Annotated in this window: 16 protein-coding genes and 1 pseudogene; 16 read left to right on the top strand and 1 reads right to left on the bottom strand. The window is 59.2% G+C overall.

Features of this window, described 5'->3' with window-relative positions; all coding sequences use genetic code 11:
• Window positions 1–132: 132 nt before the first annotated feature.
• From B0G77_RS02345 to B0G77_RS02310, 8 genes are all read left to right on the top strand, one after another.
• Entirely contained in the window at window positions 133–711 is a 579-nt protein-coding gene (locus tag B0G77_RS02345; RefSeq protein WP_133660677.1) for a YqgE/AlgH family protein, read from the top strand.
• Window positions 708–1,148: a Holliday junction resolvase RuvX gene (ruvX, locus tag B0G77_RS02340; RefSeq protein WP_133660676.1), complete on the top strand. Its 441-nt coding sequence runs from the start codon at window positions 708–710 to the stop codon at window positions 1,146–1,148. Before B0G77_RS02345 ends, ruvX begins: the two co-directional genes overlap by 4 nt.
• Window positions 1,135–1,662: a bifunctional pyr operon transcriptional regulator/uracil phosphoribosyltransferase PyrR gene (pyrR, locus tag B0G77_RS02335; RefSeq protein WP_133660675.1), complete on the top strand. Its 528-nt coding sequence runs from the start codon at window positions 1,135–1,137 to the stop codon at window positions 1,660–1,662. Before ruvX ends, pyrR begins: the two co-directional genes overlap by 14 nt.
• A 133-nt stretch (window positions 1,663–1,795) precedes the next feature.
• On the top strand, window positions 1,796–2,815 hold the full coding sequence (locus B0G77_RS02330; protein WP_133660674.1) for an aspartate carbamoyltransferase catalytic subunit: 1,020 nt from the start codon (window positions 1,796–1,798) through the stop codon (window positions 2,813–2,815).
• A gap of 57 nt (window positions 2,816–2,872) precedes the next feature.
• Window positions 2,873–4,150 carry a dihydroorotase gene (locus B0G77_RS02325; RefSeq protein ID WP_133660673.1) on the top strand — a complete coding sequence of 426 codons (1,278 nt, stop codon included), beginning with the start codon at window positions 2,873–2,875 and terminating at the stop codon, window positions 4,148–4,150.
• Window positions 4,151–4,191: 41 nt separating this feature from the next.
• Window positions 4,192–5,028: a lysophospholipid acyltransferase family protein gene (locus tag B0G77_RS02320; protein ID WP_133660672.1), complete on the top strand. Its 837-nt coding sequence runs from the start codon at window positions 4,192–4,194 to the stop codon at window positions 5,026–5,028.
• Between the two features lie 481 nt (window positions 5,029–5,509).
• The gene (gmd, locus tag B0G77_RS02315; RefSeq protein ID WP_133660671.1) at window positions 5,510–6,577 is read left to right on the top strand and encodes a GDP-mannose 4,6-dehydratase; all 1,068 of its coding nucleotides are present in this window, start codon (window positions 5,510–5,512) and stop codon (window positions 6,575–6,577) included.
• Complete coding sequence (locus B0G77_RS02310) at window positions 6,537–7,469, top strand: GDP-mannose 4,6-dehydratase (RefSeq protein ID WP_133660670.1); 933 nt, start codon at window positions 6,537–6,539, stop codon at window positions 7,467–7,469. The genes gmd and B0G77_RS02310 overlap by 41 nt, the downstream gene beginning before the upstream one ends.
• Window positions 7,470–7,576: 107 nt before the next feature.
• Here B0G77_RS02310 and B0G77_RS02305 read toward each other — a convergent pair whose 3' ends face one another.
• Window positions 7,577–8,434, bottom strand: coding sequence for a symmetrical bis(5'-nucleosyl)-tetraphosphatase (locus B0G77_RS02305; RefSeq protein ID WP_133660669.1), 858 nt, complete (start codon window positions 8,432–8,434; stop codon window positions 7,577–7,579).
• A gap of 600 nt (window positions 8,435–9,034) precedes the next feature.
• Here B0G77_RS02305 and rfbB point away from each other — a divergent pair.
• The 8 genes and pseudogenes from rfbB to B0G77_RS45490 all read left to right on the top strand — a co-directional run.
• Window positions 9,035–10,096, top strand: a complete 1,062-nt coding sequence (rfbB, locus tag B0G77_RS02300; protein ID WP_133660668.1) for a dTDP-glucose 4,6-dehydratase — start codon at window positions 9,035–9,037, stop codon at window positions 10,094–10,096.
• A 10-nt stretch (window positions 10,097–10,106) separates the two neighbouring features.
• Window positions 10,107–11,000 carry a glucose-1-phosphate thymidylyltransferase RfbA gene (rfbA, locus tag B0G77_RS02295; protein ID WP_133660667.1) on the top strand — a complete coding sequence of 298 codons (894 nt, stop codon included), beginning with the start codon at window positions 10,107–10,109 and terminating at the stop codon, window positions 10,998–11,000.
• On the top strand, window positions 10,985–11,536 hold the full coding sequence (gene rfbC, locus B0G77_RS02290; RefSeq protein ID WP_133660666.1) for a dTDP-4-dehydrorhamnose 3,5-epimerase: 552 nt from the start codon (window positions 10,985–10,987) through the stop codon (window positions 11,534–11,536). Before rfbA ends, rfbC begins: the two co-directional genes overlap by 16 nt.
• Before the next feature lie 8 nt (window positions 11,537–11,544).
• Window positions 11,545–12,438: a dTDP-4-dehydrorhamnose reductase gene (rfbD, locus tag B0G77_RS02285; protein WP_133660665.1), complete on the top strand. Its 894-nt coding sequence runs from the start codon at window positions 11,545–11,547 to the stop codon at window positions 12,436–12,438.
• On the top strand, window positions 12,420–13,340 hold the full coding sequence (locus tag B0G77_RS02280) for a glycosyltransferase family 2 protein (RefSeq protein WP_133660664.1): 921 nt from the start codon (window positions 12,420–12,422) through the stop codon (window positions 13,338–13,340). The genes rfbD and B0G77_RS02280 overlap by 19 nt, the downstream gene beginning before the upstream one ends.
• 63 nt (window positions 13,341–13,403) lie before the next feature.
• Window positions 13,404–14,186, top strand: coding sequence for an ABC transporter permease (locus tag B0G77_RS02275; protein ID WP_133660663.1), 783 nt, complete (start codon window positions 13,404–13,406; stop codon window positions 14,184–14,186).
• An 11-nt stretch (window positions 14,187–14,197) separates the two neighbouring features.
• Window positions 14,198–14,944 (top strand): ABC transporter ATP-binding protein, encoded by a 747-nt coding sequence (locus tag B0G77_RS02270; RefSeq protein WP_133660662.1) that lies wholly within the window; start codon window positions 14,198–14,200, stop codon window positions 14,942–14,944.
• A 206-nt stretch (window positions 14,945–15,150) separates the two neighbouring features.
• Window positions 15,151–15,669: pseudogene (locus tag B0G77_RS45490) on the top strand (class I SAM-dependent methyltransferase); the annotation flags it as partial.
• Window positions 15,670–16,245: the final 576 nt, after the last annotated feature.

The raw sequence follows: 16,245 nt of genomic DNA, 5'->3' as shown, positions 1-16,245 counted from the left end.
ATCGGCGACCTGTAAGCGCGTGATAGAGTGCAGTATGAATGCCGTCGACGGCGCCCCGCGAATCCATACCCGCGCCCATGCGCGTATGCTCAAAGCCCGCCATCCTGCACCGTCTTTGCTAAAATTCGAACTATGTCCAAGAGTACCGATCGCATCAATCTGACCAACCAGTTCCTGATCGCCATGCCGAACATGGTGGATCCCACGTTTTCAGGAACGGTGGTCTACCTTTGCGATCACAGTGAGCGCGGCGCGCTCGGCCTCGTGATCAACCGGCCAACCGATATCGACCTGGAAGCGCTCTTCAATCGCATCGATCTCAAGCTCGAGATCGAACCCCTTCTGCATGTTCCCGTGTACTTCGGCGGCCCGGTGCAAACCGAGCGCGGCTTTGTGCTGCACGATCCGAAAGGCGGCAGTTCGTACACGTCGTCGATGTCGGTGCCGGGCGGGCTGGAGATGACCACATCGAAAGACGTGCTCGAGGCTGTCGCCAGCGGCAACGGTCCCGAGCGCTTCCTGCTCACGCTCGGCCACGCCGGGTGGGGCGCCGGACAGCTCGAGGAAGAGATTTCGAAGAACGGCTGGCTCACCGTCGAGGCCGACCCGAAAATCGTCTTCGACGTGCCCGCTGAAGAGCGGTTCGAAGCGGCACTTGGGCTGCTCGGCATCAACCTGTCGATGCTTTCGGGCGAAGCAGGTCACGCATGAGCGGTGCGGCCGGACGTGAGGTAACGCTGCTTGCGTTCGACTATGGTGAAAAACGTATCGGTGTCGCAGTGGGTAATACGCTCACGAAGAGCGCGCGGCCCCTTGTCGTGGTGCAGAATCGCAGCCGCGAATATCGCTTCGAAACGGTCGGCAAACTGATCGGCGAATGGAAGCCGGACGCGCTCGTCGTCGGCCTGCCGATGCATCCGGACGGCACGCCACATGAAATGACCCAACTGGCCAAACGCTTCGGCAACCAGTTGAATGGTCGCTTCAATCTGCCGGTGACGTGGGTCGACGAGCGCTATTCGTCGGTCGAGGCCAAGGCGGGTATCCGCGCCGGCACCGGCCGCGCCGACATGCTCGACGCCGAAGCCGCCAGCGTCATCCTCCAGCAATATCTAGACGGACTTTCCGACGACCATGAGTTCCATTGACGCCGAGGCGCTGTATCGCGCCGTCCTCGAGCAGATTCGTGCGGCATACGGCGCCGGGTTCGGCGGTGCGGATGGCGCGGTGCTGGCTGGCATCTATAGCGGCGGCGCCTGGCTTGCTGAGCGGCTTGCACACGACCTGAATGTGGCGAGTTTCGGCGTCGTCAATGTCGCGCTGCATCGCGACGACTACGCGAAGAAAGGCCTGCACACGCAGGCGAGTCCGACATCGCTGCCATTCGAAGTTGAAGGCCGCAGGATCGTGCTCGTCGACGACGTGCTGTACACCGGCCGCACCGTGCGCGCCGCGCTGAACGAGTTGTACGACTATGGACGCCCGGCGTCGGTCGAGCTGGCGGTGCTAGCCGATCGCGGCGGGCGCGAATTGCCGGTGGCGGCGCGCTTCGTGGGCGGCATGGTCGACATACCGGCCGACGCAACGCTCGTCCTCGCCCGCGAAGCGGGAGAAGGCGGCAAGGAGCGGTTCACGTTTCACACCGAAGCGCGCGCGGATTGAGCATCGCCGGGCGCGGATAGCATCCAGGACTTCCGGACCTGCTACGAACGAGAGTCGCCACGTCCGATTGGCGGAATCGGGCAGTCCGGAGCGAAGCATACGTTCGAAGCACACGTCTTAAGTCAGGTACGCCATGAACACCACCCAGGGTTCCACCGACAGCAGCGCCGCCGCGGACCGGTTCCGTTACGGCTTCCTGAAGGGCAATCCGCAGCTCACGAAGAACGGCGAGCTCAAACATCTGCTGACGATCGAAGGCCTGCCGCGCGCGATCGTCAATCACATTCTCGATACCGCCGGACAGTTCGTCAGCGTGACGGACCGCGAGGTGAAGAAGGTGCCGCTCCTGCGCGGCAAGTCGGTGTTCAACCTGTTTTTCGAGAACTCGACGCGCACACGCACCACGTTCGAAATCGCCGCGAAGCGCCTGTCGGCCGATGTCATCAATCTGAACATCAACGCCTCGTCGACGAGCAAGGGCGAATCGCTGCTCGATACGATCAACAACCTCTCCGCGATGCATGCCGACATGTTCGTCGTGCGGCACGCGTCGAGTGGCGCACCGTATCTGATCGCCGAACACTGCGCGCCGCACGTGCACGTGATCAATGCCGGTGACGGCCGTCATGCGCACCCGACGCAGGGTCTGCTCGACATGTACACGATCCGCCATTACAAGCGCGATTTCACGAATCTGCGCGTGGCGATCGTCGGCGACATCCTTCATTCGCGTGTTGCGCGTTCGGACATTCACGCGCTGACCACGCTCGGCGTGCCTGAAGTGCGCGCGATCGGTCCTCGCACGCTGTTGCCGGGCGGGCTCGAGCAAATGGGCGTGCGGGTGTTCCACAACCTCGACGAAGGCCTGAAAGACGTCGACGTGATCATCATGCTGCGTCTGCAGAATGAGCGGATGAGCGGCGCGCTGCTACCGTCGGCGCAGGAGTACTTCAAGAGCTGGGGCCTCACGCCCGAGCGTCTCGCGCGCGCGAAGCCCGATGCGATTGTGATGCATCCGGGGCCGATGAACCGCGGTGTCGAGATCGATTCGCAGGTGGCGGACGGACCGCAGTCGGTGATCCTGAACCAGGTGACCTTCGGCATCGCGGTGCGCATGGCGGTGATGAGCATCGTCGCGGGCAACAACGACTGAGCGACGGTCCCTTACCCCAACCAGGCACGCGACACGCAACGCAGACAAAGGTAGCGGATGAATATTCATATTCAAGGCGGCACGCTGATCGATCCGGTAGCGGGTACCGAACAGCTGCAGGACGTATTTATCGCGGCGGGCAAGATCGTCGCGCTCGGCCGCGCACCGGCGGATTTTCAGGCAGCGAAGACGATCGACGCCAAAGGGCTCTCGATTGCGCCGGGCCTGGTCGACCTGTCAGCGCGGCTGCGCGAACCGGGCTACGAGCACAAGGCGACGCTCGAATCCGAAATGGCTGCGGCGCTCGCGGGCGGCGTGACGAGTCTCGTGTGTCCGCCGGATACCGATCCCGTGCTCGATGAGCCGGGTCTCGTCGAGATGCTCAAATATCGCGCGCGCAATCTGAACCAGGCGCATGTTTATCCGCTGGGCGCGCTGACGGTCGGCCTGAAGGGCACGACGATCACCGAGATGGTCGAGCTGACGGAGGCCGGCTGCATCGGTTTTTCGCAGGCCGATGTGCCGGTGGTCGATACGCAGGTGCTGATGCGCGCGCTGCAATATGCGAGCACGTATGGCTACACCGTATGGCTGCGTCCGCTGGATGCGTATCTCGGGAAGGGCGGGGTCGCCGCGAGCGGCGCGCTGGCTTCACGGCTGGGGCTCTCCGGCGTGCCGGTGTCGGCGGAAACGATCGCGCTGCATACGATTTTCGAACTGGTCCGTGTGACGGGGGCGCGTGTGCACCTGTCGCATGTGTCGTCGGCGGCGGGCGTCGAGTTGATGCGCGCGGCGAAGGCCGAGGGGCTGCCCGTCACGTGCGATGTGACAGTGAACCACGTGCATCTGATCGACGTCGATATTGGTTACTTCGATTCGCAGTTCCGGCTCGATCCGCCGCTGCGCTCGCAGCGCGATCGCGAAGCGATCCGCGCGGGCCTCGTAGACGGCACGATCGACGCGATCTGCTCCGACCACACGCCCGTCGATGACGATGAAAAGCTGCTGCCGTTCGCCGAAGCGACGCCAGGCGCGACCGGACTCGAACTGTTCCTGTCGCTGACGGTGAAGTGGGCGAGCGAGGCCAACGTGCCGCTCGCGAAGGCGTTGAAGCGCATCACGGCTGCGCCTGCCGACGTGCTGAAGCTGCCGGCGGGACGCATCGCGGTTGGCGAGGCTGCGGATCTGTGTGTGTTCGATGCGAGTGGACACTGGCGCGTCGAGCCGCGCGCGCTGAAGAGCCAGGGGCACAACACGCCGTTCCTCGGCTACGAATTGCCGGCGCGTGTGCGCGCGACGATCGTCGCGGGCCACGTCGCTTTCGAGCAGCGTTGAAGCGACAACGGACAGAGACACAGGAACGGAAAGCGCCCACCATGAAGCTCGCGTTTCGCAAAGCCAGACTCGTCGCGCATCTGCTGCACGGCATGTGGACCGTCGCGACACGTTTTCCGCGCGCGTCGGCTGACGAACGGCTGAAACTCAGCCGCGCGTGGTCCCTCAAGATGCTGCGCCTGTGCGGCATGCGCCTTGTCGTGCACAACGACGACGTGCGGCTCGATGCTGGCGTGCTGGTGGTGAGTAACCACATCTCGTGGATCGATATCTACGTGATCAATGCGTGGCGCCCGACGCCATTCGTATCGAAGGCCGAGATCCGCAACTGGCCGGTGGTCGGCTGGCTTGCGGAGCAACTGGGTACGGTGTTCATCCATCGCGAGAAGCGCAGCGACGCGAAGCGGATCATGCATGAACTCGCCGACCGTCTGAATGCCGGCGAACTGATGTGCGTGTTTCCGGAAGGCACGACGTCTAACGGGCTGTCGCTGCTGCCGTTTCACGCGAACCTGTTTCAGGCGCCCGTGTCGGCTTCGCGGCCTGTGCAGCCGATCTGCATCATGTACGAAGACGCAGACGGGCGGCAGTCGACGACGCCGGCTTATATCGATGACCTGACGCTCGGCGATTCGCTCGATGCGATGCTGCGCGGTGGAGCGCTGACGGCGCATGTGTATGTCGGTGCGCCGCTCGCGCCTGGGGCTGACCGGCGATTGCTGGCGGCTGAGGCTGAGGGGGTGGTGAGGGCTGCGTTGGGCGCGTTGCAGGGCGGGGCGGTGCGTTCGCCGCAAGACATGCCGGTTGCAACGACGGTTCCGGCCGAGTGTGATGCTGCCTCGGCAGACGCAGGCGTCACTGTCGCACAGAGACAGTGATGTAGCCTTGCCGGGTCTAGCGAGATTGAACCGAAGGCGGCAGAGTCGAAAACTTGTCGCGCGATGAATTATGCTGGCGCGCACAGAGGTGCGTTGCCTGCTGCGCCACACTGCGGTGCCCCCTGGGCTCCAAGCGACATGTGGGACTCACCGGGCATTCTCGGCACCACCATCGCGTTGACCTAACACATCGGCAAAGCGTGAACCGTCTAAATTGACGATGTTTCGTGTCACGACAGGTTTCGCCGCAGTTCTGCGAGTGCCTTGAACTGTCAGAATTTGTTTCTGTGTTTTCTATACGCGGTGAACGCCCGTAATATGGCCAAAGGTAATTGGGCCGCCGGCAAGTTGCGCTGGCGGCGTGAGCCGGATGTGCCAGCGCATAAGCGGGTTTGCCTGTGCTGCTTTTGCCCTCACCTGACTTGAATGGCGTCCGTTCGGTTATAGCGTGTCTGGATATCCCGTTCAAAACCAGGTGCTCATGGTCCAATTTTCTCATAGAAGGGGACTTCAATTGACAAGCGCAGTGATCACAGGCGTTTCAGGCCAGGACGGTGCTTACCTTTCCCAATTGTTGCTTGAGAAAGGTTATACGGTGTATGGCTCCTACAGAAGGACAAGCTCTGTCAATTTTTGGCGTATGGAAGAACTGGGAGTGTTGAACCATCCAAATCTGCATCTGATCGAGCATGACCTGACCGATTTCGGTTCAACGATACGCCTCGTACAGCAAGCCAAGCCCCGCGAGATCTACAACCTCGCTGCGCAGAGCTTCGTAGGCGTGTCGTTTGACCAGCCTGTCACGACGGCGGAAATCACAGGAGTGGGCGCCGTCAATCTGCTGGAGGCCATTCGCGTCCTCGATCGGTCGATCCGGTTTTACCAGGCATCGACGTCTGAGATGTTTGGAAAGGTGCAGGCAATCCCGCAAACGGAGTCGACCCCGTTTTACCCGCGTAGTCCTTATGGGGTTGCAAAGCTCTATGCGCACTGGATGACCGTGAACTACCGCGAGTCGTTCGGCATCTTTGGATCCAGCGGTATTTTGTTCAACCATGAGTCCCCGTTGCGGGGCCGGGAATTTGTCACGCGAAAGATCACCGACGCAGTGGCGAAGATCAAACTCGGCAAGCAGGACGTACTCGAACTAGGCAATCTCGACGCGAAACGAGATTGGGGCTTCGCGAAGGAGTACGTCGAAGGCATGTGGCGCATGTTGCAGGCGAACGAGCCTGACACGTTCGTGCTTGCGACCAACCGCACAGAAACAGTGCGCGATTTTGTCAGCATGTCGTTCAAGGGTGCTGGCATTGACATCGAATGGCAGGGGCAAGGCGAGCAACAGGTGGGTGCCGAAGCAGGAAGCGGGCGAGTTCTTGTTCGCGTGAACCCGAAATTTTATCGGCCTGCCGAAGTCGATCTTCTGATTGGAGACGCGTCAAAAGCGCGGACGACGCTCGGCTGGGTACCTGGTACTTCCCTTGAGTCGCTATGCAAGATGATGGTGGATGCAGATCTCAGGAGGAATGAAGTTGGATCATCATTCTGAGCGTGTGACCCGCACGCTTGTCACGGGAGCGAGTGGCTTTACGGGTTCGTATCTGGTCGAGAAGCTGGTTGCGGCCGGTCACGAAATAGTTACCGGTGTCTCCGCAGGCCGAGCGGCTGAGGCATCCGGGTCTCCCGCACTGGATATCACTTCTCTTGAGCAGTGTCGTCAGGTGATCGACGCTTGCCGGCCGTCCTACATCGTCCACCTTGCCGCCATCAGTTTTGTTGGTCACGACGATGCCCTCGCGTTTTACCGTGTCAACGTTCTTGGTACGCTCAACCTACTCCAGGCCTGCGCTGACGTTGGTCACACGCCCCGCAAGATTCTCGTCGCAAGCAGCGCGAATGTGTACGGGAATACGGAGAGCGATGCGATCGATGAGACTTTCCCGGCCGCCCCTGTCAATCACTACGCGGCCAGCAAGGCCGCGATGGAATCGCTGGTCCGAACCTGGTTTGATCGCCTGCCGATCCTGATCGCGCGACCGTTCAACTATACCGGCAGGGGGCAGGCGCTGAACTTTCTGGTGCCGAAGATCGTGGACCATTTCGTTCGGCACGAGCCGACGATTTCGTTGGGCAATATCGATGTCGCCCGCGACTTTTCGGATGTGCGGTATGTGGCAGGAGTGTATGAGGCGTTGCTGGAATCTGCAGCGGCGGGCGAAACGGTGAATGTCTGTACCGGTCGCCCGTATTCTCTTGGGCAGATTCTTCGCATGGCGAGCGAGTTGACCGGGCATGAAATCGAGGTTCGAGTTAATCCCGCGTTCGTGCGGCAGAGCGACGTGAAGGTGCTTGCGGGATCGGCGACGAAATTACGTGCGCTTGTGCCGCACGTCGAGCCGATCGAGTTTATCGATACGCTGCGCTGGATGCTTGAGGCTTAGCTCGGGCGCCCGTGACGCCTTGGATGGGCGATTGGCGCAAGCACTTCGCGAATGCGAAGACTTCGTTTCGCCGTCATCAGAGGCGAATAAAAGGCGTCACGTTCGTGCTATGCCCCGGTTTCCCGGCACGCGGAACAGTCCACCTGAGTGATGGTCCGCTCACCGGGCGCGCTTGTGAGGCGAACGGCGGAAAGCTGGTTGCCCCAGACGCAGCCGGAATCGAGTCCGATCACGTTGTCGCGGACCATCAGACCGAGTGCGGCCCAGTGACCGAAGACTACGGTCGCATCGGCTGTTTCCCGATGCGGTACGTCGAACCACGGCATATAGCCCGGCGGGGCTGACTCTAGGCCGCCACTCGACGTGAAATCCATTTCTCCATCCACATTGCAAAAGCGCATCCGCGTAAGCGCGGTGCATGTCAGACGCAGGCGATCGATACCCTTCAGGTTTGACGTCCAGCGATTTGGCTGGTTGCCGTACAGGCCTGCGAGCGTCTCTTTCCACGTTGCGGCGCGCAGCGCGCGTTGCAGATCCTCGGCCAGTTCCATCGTGAGCGCTATGTCCCACTGCGGAAGTACGCCAGCGTGGACGAGCAACATGTTGTTTTCGAAATGCGCGATCGGACGATGGCGAACCCACTCGAGAAGGTCAGCGGCATCGGGCGCGGCGAGGATATCGTCGATCGTGTCGCCCTTTTTCGATTTGCGGATGCCAGCGGATACCGACAACAGATGCAGGTCGTGGTTGCCGAGGACTGTGACGGCGCGACTTCCAAGCCCGATGAGATCGCGCAGGGTGGCGAGCGATTCGGCGCCACGGTTGACGACATCGCCTGCAAACCACAAGGGAGTTTCATCCGACGGCGCGGCTTTCGCCAGCAATTCCTGGAATTGGGTGCGGCAACCTTGAAGGTCGCCGAAAGCGAGGGGGGGCGACGACGGATGGAGGAAGGAAACAATCATCTGTGAGCAGTAGCGTGGACACGGGCGGGCAGTGCATATTGCACCGCGCCATGATAGCCGGTTTGGCAGGTGGCATTGAGACACGACGGGAATTGTTGACGCTTTGCGTACGGATCGATGGTTGCGCTCAAGAGCTGGTTTGACAGACCTTGACCTGGCCGTTTGCCGCGGATCAAGTGACAGGAATGAGGTAGGGGAGGGCAAGAGCGAGATGTTCCTGGCTTCTTCGCAATTGATAGGTGAAAAATTTCAAAAATTTAGAACGTATAGCGTTATGGTTCTTGTTCGATTGTTAAAATTAGAATTATCTGTTTTTTATGGGGTGTGTGGTGGTTTCAGGTTCCATTGAAGGCAGGAGAGAAAATTCCAGCCTTCGATGGGGATGGAAACGAACCTTGTCAAGCTGTTTCAAGTTGTTAGGATTCTAGTTTTTGGCCACTGCCGCTTTATAATCGAGGATTCATAAAATAACGATTGGATGCGTCCCCTATAATTCAGGGCGCGGTGTAAGGCGATCACGAGCGCCACGAACAACCACATGCGAGTGACCGGAACGACAAGCCGGGTCACATCGACCACGTACATCTAGAAGGGAGTTCCATGATCCTGGTAACGGGCGGCGCCGGTTTTATCGGCGCTAATTTCGTGCTTGACTGGCTGAATGCCTCGGACGAATCGGTCCTCAACCTCGACAAGCTGACCTACGCGGGCAACCTGCGTACGCTCAAGTCGCAGCAGGACAACCCGAAGCATGTCTTTGCGCGTGCCGATATCTGCGATCGGGCCGCGCTCGACGCGCTGTTCGCGCAGCACAAGCCGCGGGCCGTGCTGCACTTTGCGGCCGAGAGCCACGTCGACCGCTCGATTCATGGCCCGGCTGATTTCGTTCAGACCAACGTGGTCGGCACGTTTACGCTGCTCGAAGCAACGCGCTCGTACTGGAACACGCTGAGCGACGCGGACAAGGCGGCCTTCCGCTTGCTGCACGTCTCGACTGACGAGGTGTTTGGTTCGCTGTCCGCAACGGATCCGCAGTTTTCGGAAACCACGCCGTACGCGCCGAACAGCCCGTATTCCGCGACCAAGGCCGGTTCCGACCATCTCGTTCGCGCGTATCACCATACGTACGGCCTGCCGACGCTGACGACGAATTGCTCGAATAACTACGGCCCGTACCAGTTCCCCGAGAAGCTGGTTCCGCTAATGATCGCCAACGCGCTGGCTGGCAAGCCGCTGCCGGTGTATGGCGACGGTCAGAATGTGCGCGACTGGCTATTTGTGTGCGACCACTGCAGCGCGATTCGCGAAGTCCTCGCGCGCGGCGTGCCCGGAGAGACGTACAACGTTGGCGGCTGGAACGAGAAGAAGAACCTCGAAGTCGTGCATACGCTGTGCGACCTCCTCGACGAACAGCGGCCCAAGGCGGCTGGCTCGTACCGCGATCAGATCACCTATGTGACGGATCGTCCGGGTCATGACCGCCGTTACGCGATTGACGCGCGCAAGCTGGAGCGCGAGCTGGGCTGGAAGCCGGCTGAGACGTTCGAGACGGGTCTGGCAAAGACGGTGCGGTGGTACCTGGACAATCAGGAGTGGGTCGACGAAGTGGCGTCGGGCGAATACCGCAAGTGGGTTGAGACCAACTACGCGCAGCGCGCGTAAAGGCAACGTCATGGCGCGCAAAGGCATTATTCTCGCGGGCGGATCGGGTACGCGGCTGTATCCGATCACTCATGTCGTCTCCAAGCAACTGCTGCCGGTGTACGACAAGCCGATGATCTACTACCCGCTGTCGACGCTGATGGTAGCGGGCATTCGCGACGTGCTGATCATCTCCACGCCGCAAGACACGCCGCGCTTCGAGACGATGCTCGGCGACGGCAGCCAGTGGGGCATGAACATCCAGTACGCGGTTCAGCCGTCTCCGGATGGGCTCGCTCAAGCCTTCATCATTGGCCGCGATTTTGTGGGCAACGATCCGTCGGCGCTGATTCTCGGCGACAACATTTTTTACGGACACGATCTCGCCAAGCAGCTCGAGAGAGCTAATGCGCAGGAGCAAGGCGCCACCGTGTTCGCGTATCACGTGCACGATCCCGAGCGGTACGGCGTCGTGGAGTTCGACAAGCAGTTTCGTGCGCTGTCGATCGAGGAGAAGCCGGCCAAACCACGCTCGAACTATGCGGTTACGGGGCTGTACTTCTACGACAACCTGGTTTGCGATATCGCCGCTGATATTAAGCCTTCGCCGCGTGGCGAGCTGGAAATCACCGATGTCAACTCGCGTTACCTGGCTAATGCTGCGCTCAACGTGGAGATCATGGGGCGCGGCTACGCGTGGCTCGACACCGGCACGCACGATTCGCTGATCGAAGCGGCCACCTTTATTGCGACGCTGCAAAAGCGTCAGGGCCTGGTTGTGGCGTGTCCGGAAGAGATTGCTTACCGGCAGCGGTGGATCGACGCCGAGCGACTGTCGGCACTCGCCCAACCGCTGGCGAAGAACGCCTACGGGAAGTACCTGCAAAACCTTCTTACGGACCAAGTCGCATGGCCATCCAAGTAACCGCTACCGCGTTGCCGGAAGTCAAGCTCATCGAGCCGAAGGTTTTCGGCGATGCGCGCGGCTTCTTCTTCGAAAGCTTTAATGCACGTGAGTTTGCCGAGCACGTTGAGACTGGCGTCGAATTTGTGCAGGACAACCATTCGCGCTCCGCAAAGGGTGTGTTGCGTGGGTTGCATTATCAGATCCAGCATGCGCAGGGGAAGCTTGTGCGTGTGGTGGAAGGCGAAGTGTTTGACGTCGCGGTCGATATTCGTAAGAACTCGCCGAATTTCGGCAAGTGGGTAGGCGTAACGTTGTCAGTGGAAAACCATCGGCAATTGTGGGTGCCGCCGGGCTTTGCGCATGGCTTCGTTGTGCTCTCCGAGTCTGCACAGTTTCTGTACAAGACTACCGATTACTGGTTTCCCGAGCACGAGCGCAGCATCGTCTGGAACGATCCGGCGATCGGCATCGAGTGGCCGATCGACTTCGAGCCGTTGCTGGCTGCAAAGGATGCGGCGGGTAAGCGGTTGGTTGAAGCTGAGCATTTCGAATGAGGTCATCAATGGCGAAACGTGGCGAGCAAACCATTCTGCTGACGGGTGTGAATGGGCAAGTCGGCTTCGAGCTTGCGCGCAGCCTGCAGGGTCTGGGTAAAGTGGTTGCACTCGACCGTAGTGGGCTGGACCTCAGTGATCTGGATCAGGTGCGCCAGGTAGTCCGCGAGATGAAGCCTTGGCTCATCGTCAATCCGGCAGCGCATACCTCCGTCGACAAGGCTGAAACCGATGTTGAAGCTGCCATGCGTTTGAATGCCGAAGCTCCCGGCGTGCTAGCGGAAGAAGCGAAGCGGCTTGGCGCAGCACTGGTTCATTACTCGACGGACTATGTGTTCGATGGCATAAAGGAAGGCGCCTACGTTGAAAGCGACGCGGTCAATCCGCAAAACGTATACGGCAAGAGCAAGCTCGCGGGTGAACAGGCAATTGCCGCCGCAGGCTGCGCGCATCTGATCTTCCGCACCAGCTGGGTGTACGGCACGCGGGGCAAGAACTTCCTGCAGACGATGCTTCGCCTTGGCGCGGACCGCGAGGAATTGAGCGTGGTGGCCGATCAATACGGTGCGCCCACGTGGTCGAATACCATTGCGGCGTTGAGCGCCAATGTGCTGGCACAGGCCGTGGCTGTGGGTAAAGGCGACTGGTGGCAGGAGCATTCGGGTGTGTATCATCTCACGGCCTCGGGTACTACGTCATGGCATGGTTTTGCCGAGGCGATTTTCGAGTTTTCGGGTCTCACGAAGAAACCAGTAGTGAAGCCTATTCCTGCTGCTTCCTATCCGACGCCAGCCGCACGGCCGGTCAACTCGCGTATGTCGAATGACAAGCTCGCTGACACGTTCGGCTTGCGGGCACCCGACTGGCGTGACGCGTTGCGTTTATGCATGGCGGTGCGTTGAGCGGCGAACTCCATCCACTGCGCACCGGCGCGGTTGTGGTTTTCTACAATCCTGATGCGGCTTGCGTCGCGCGGGCCAACCGGCTTGCTGCGATGATGCATTGTGTTGTTGTTGACAACAGCCCTTCGGCGCGGACGGCGAGCGAGGTGGGGTTATCCGCTGCTATCAGTTATTTACCTAATGGCGAAAACCTTGGTATTGGCACGGCCATCAATCAGGGCGTTGCCGCGCTGATTCGTGCTGGCTTCGATACCGCGATTCTCTTCGACCAGGACAGTGACCCGTCAAAGCAGTTGCTTGACGGATTGCCTCGCCTGCTCGAAGAGGCGTTGCGCCGCCACCAGCGTGTGGCGTTGATCGGGCCGGCGTATGAGGACTCGCGTCTCGGCGACGTAGCGCCTTTCGTACGCTTTGGGTATCTGAGGCTGCGTCGGGTCCCTCCGATTGGCGTCAATCCTATCGATGTTGATTTTTTAATCAGCTCGGGGTCGTGCATCAATCTGGCTGCATGGCAGGAAGTCGGCCCAATGGATGATGCACTGTTCATCGATTTCGTCGATCTGGAGTGGTGCATAAGGGCACGCTCGAAGGGTTTCGCGGTGCTCGGTGCGCCTGAGTTGCGGCTTGCTCATGAGCTTGGTGGCGAGCCGGTGCGTGTTTTCGGACGGCTGTACCCAAGTCATAGTCCGCTTCGTCATTACTATCTCTTTCGGAACGCGGTTGCGCTGATTAAACGTAGCTATGTTCCGTGCAGTTGGAAATCCACGGAGTTAGTCAAGTTTCCGTTTCGCCTGGCGATCTACGGATTATTCCTGCAGCCGCGTCTTGGTCACTTGCGAATGGCCGTGACCGGTATTTGGCACGGGTTGATCGGTCGCATGGGTGCTCTGGAACAACACTGAAATAAGCGACCGTCACACACTATGGTGTTGTACCCCTTAAACGCAAAAACTTAAAAATCCGCAATGTTTAGTCTGATATTTGTTGATCTGAAAGAAAGCGTCGCATCCTGGCGACTGTGGACGCTGTTGGGTTGGCTGGAAGTGCGGCAGCGCTACGCACGCTCGCGCGTTGGACCATTCTGGTTGACCATCAGCATGGGTGTGATGATCGGTTCAATCGGTGTCGTCTACGGCACGCTGTTCGGCCAGAAGATGAGCGACTATCTTCCGTATCTGGCCATCAGTCTGGTGATGTGGGGCACTTTCTCACAGATTGTCACCGAAGGCAGTACTGCGTATATCAACAGTGGCGCATACATCCGACAAGCATCGACGCCGAAACTGATCTATATGTTGCAGGTGGTATGGCGCAATCTCGTGATTCTTGCGCACAATTTTTTGATCGTCCTGCTGCTGCTAGCCGTTTTCGGGGTGAAGAGTTGGGCGACGTTGCCCGTCTTCGTTCCGGCATTGCTGCTCTACATGATCAATGCACTTTGGATCGCAATGGTGGCTGGTTTGCTGTCTGCGCGTTTTCGTGATTTACCGCAAATCATCGCTGCATTGATGCAGATTGCGTTCTACGTGACGCCGATCATCTATCGTCCGAATGCGTTGACTCGCTTTTCGCTAATCGTCGAACTGAATCCACTTGCGCATCTGATCGAACTTGTGCGTGCACCGCTGATCGGCGAAATTCCGAGTGCCACAACTTGGGCAGTGACGATTGCCATGGCCGTCCTTGGCTGGATTCTTGCGCTCGCATTGACTGGCCGTTACTTGAAACGCATTCCGTACTGGATCTAAGAGGGCAAATCATGGCGTATATCGAACTCAAGGGCGCGACGCTCGACTTGCCCATCTACGACGTGCAGGGGCGTTCGCTGAAGAAGAAAGTGCTGCGCATGGGCCGCCGGAATACCATCGCAGAGGACAATGACGGTGTGATCGTTGTTCGCGCGCTTGACAACGTTGACCTTCGTCTCGAAAGAGGCGACCGGATCGGCTTGATCGGCCGTAACGGCGCCGGCAAGTCCACGTTACTTCGCATGATGGCGGGTATCTATGCTCCGACGCACGGGTCGGTGGTCAGCTCAGGCAAGGTAGTGCCGTTGCTCGACATCAGTCTCGGGATGGACGAGAACTCTACAGGAATGCAAAACATTCGTTTGCGTGGCCTGCTTCTCGGCATGACCGATGCGGAGATCCGGGCAAAGCAACAGTCGATCGCGGAATTCTCCGAGCTCGGTGACTATCTCGACCTTCCGTTGCGTACCTATTCGAGCGGTATGCGGGTGCGGCTGGCTTTTGCTGTATCGACCGCAGTGGATGCGGAGATTCTTCTGCTGGATGAAGTTATGGGAGTAGGCGACGCGTCGTTCATGCACAAGGCGGAGGAGCGGCTTGCTGACCTGCATAGCCGTGCCGAAATCGTCGTGCTGGCGATGCATTCGAATGCGGAAATCCGAAAAGTCTGCAACAAGGCGCTGTGGATGGAGCGCGGTCGCGTGCGCGCGTTCGGACCGGTGGAAGAGGTGGTATCGACGTACGAAACACAGGGCTGAGTAAGTCAGTTTCTATGTGCATGCAAAGCCGCGCGCGGGGGCTATCGTATAGATCCCACGATGTGCTGGTCGATGGTGCTGTCGTGCCGACAAAACACTAGACGGGAGCGCACACGAACTGCAGTTTCCGGGACCGGCCGCGCGGGAAGGGAAACGCCGGCGGGTTGTCGGCCCTTTGGCTTGCGAGTTGAAACACTCTTTCTTCGATGCCGCGCCGGTCGTCGAGAATACCTATCGTTGTCGCCGACGAATCGAGAAGCCGGAGCCTACCGTTCGGTGCACCTACTTTAAAAGTAATTCGAGGGCCTCCCACGATGAAGACATTGGAACAGTTATATTTGCAGCACCGTGGGAAGGTGTCAGACAAATGGTCGCTTTACATCCCAGAGTACGATCGGCTACTTGCGCCCTATCGTGATCGATCGATCAATTTGCTCGAGATAGGAATCCAGAATGGCGGATCACTTGAAATATGGTCGGAATTCTTTAGAAATGCAAACAAATTAATCGGCTGCGATATTAACCCTGATTGTGCGCGCCTCAGTTACCAGGACCCGAAAACCGCGGTGGTCGTCGGTGATGCGAATGCGGACGAGACCGAGCGAGCTATCGTTGGCTACGCGGAGCGTTTCGATATCGTCATTGACGACGGTTCGCATACCTCGGGCGATATCGTCAAATCCTTCCTGCGCTACTTCCCGAAACTGGACGACGGGGGGATTTTCATTGCTGAAGACCTCCATTGCAGCTACTGGCAAGAATTCGATGGCGGTCTGTATCATCCATACTCCTCGATCACGTTTTTCAAGTTGCTGGCCGATGTGATCAACCATGAGCACTGGGGGGTGAAGAAACGCGCCGAGGAGCTTCTAAGAGGGTTTTACGACGAATACCGATGCAGGCTATCGGACGGTACCACGCTAGAGTCGATTCATTCGGTCGAGTTCGTCGACTCGCTGTGCATTGTGCGCAAGTTACCGGCCACCCGGAACGTCTTGGGTCGTCGCTTTGTCGCAGGGGACGACGAGGCCGTGGTAAGCGGACACCTGGTCCTGAAATCCCAGGGCAGCGCACAAATCACGCCGCAGCAAGATACAAATGCGTGGTCTACGCTGGAGCGCTCGCCGGCGGAAGCGTGGCAACAGCAACAGGCAGAGTTGGTGGAACTACATATCCGGGTCGGTAGCCTTGAGGGGGACGTCGCTGAACGAACGCGTCATGCTTCTGATTTGCAGCAGGACGTCATTCAATACGAACGCCGGGTTTCGGACTTGCAACACGAGGCCAATCAATCCAAAGAT

Source organism: Paraburkholderia sp. BL10I2N1 (genome assembly GCF_004361815.1).
GTDB lineage: Bacteria > Pseudomonadota > Gammaproteobacteria > Burkholderiales > Burkholderiaceae > Paraburkholderia.
This window is presented reverse-complemented; position numbering and strand designations above follow the sequence as displayed.